This is a genomic window from Porphyromonas sp. HMSC065F10 (genome assembly GCF_001808555.1).
GTDB lineage: Bacteria > Bacteroidota > Bacteroidia > Bacteroidales > Porphyromonadaceae > Porphyromonas_A.
In genome coordinates, this window is the sequence record NZ_KV793779.1 from 69,400 (window position 1) to 70,094 (window position 695).

Here is a 695-nt window from a genome sequence, read left to right on the forward strand (position 1 = left end):
GACGTTTTTGGGGAATGGGCTCACAGCTTGATAGATAGCAGCTCGGAGGGCTTCAGAGTGGCGTTGATCCGGAATTGGGTGATGAGTCTTTTGCCACTCTTTTCCTTCATTTTGTCGACAAAGAAAAGAGCGATTTTAGACATAATGTTGAAGTTCTTTGCCTCGTTATTCTTCCTCTTAAGCTGCCGGTCCTCAAGCATCACCACGTCTAATGTGTGGTGAAGGTGATTCTCTATTGACCAGTGTGTCCTTATGAGGTCGAAAACTTTCCCGGGGTCGGATAGTGATGAGATATAGTAGCTCAGTACGTCGCTTCCTTCATCCTGCTTCTTGTCTATCCGCACCCTCCTTAGCTGATGAACGGATCGCAGTCCGGGCCACTCCTTGGGGCTGATGGTCACGGCTGTGTCATCCAGTCGCATCGGGTCGACTATGCTTCTCAGCTTACGAGACTCGATCCGTCCATGGCCGAGCTCTGGGTCACCTCCGGTGGTGATGATCTCCGGGTTGTAGTACTTCCCTTCGAAAAAGCCCTCCAACTCAATCTTGGTTCCCTTCTGGTTGTCCTTGACACACAATATGTAATCACCGCCTTGTGGTACGATCTGCTCTGCGATTTTTCTCTGCGTCCCCATCGCATCGATCGTGACAGTAGCACCCTCGATGTCGATAAGGGCAAGCAGCTCCTTGATGGC

Annotated in this window: 1 protein-coding gene; it reads right to left on the minus strand. The window is 50.8% G+C overall.

Going from position 1 to position 695, the window contains the following annotated elements:
- Positions 1 to 20: 20 nt before the first annotated feature.
- Positions 21 to 635, minus strand: a complete 615-nt coding sequence (locus HMPREF2890_RS09425; protein ID WP_371325791.1) for an ISAs1 family transposase — start codon at positions 633 to 635, stop codon at positions 21 to 23.
- Positions 636 to 695 lie beyond the last annotated feature (60 nt).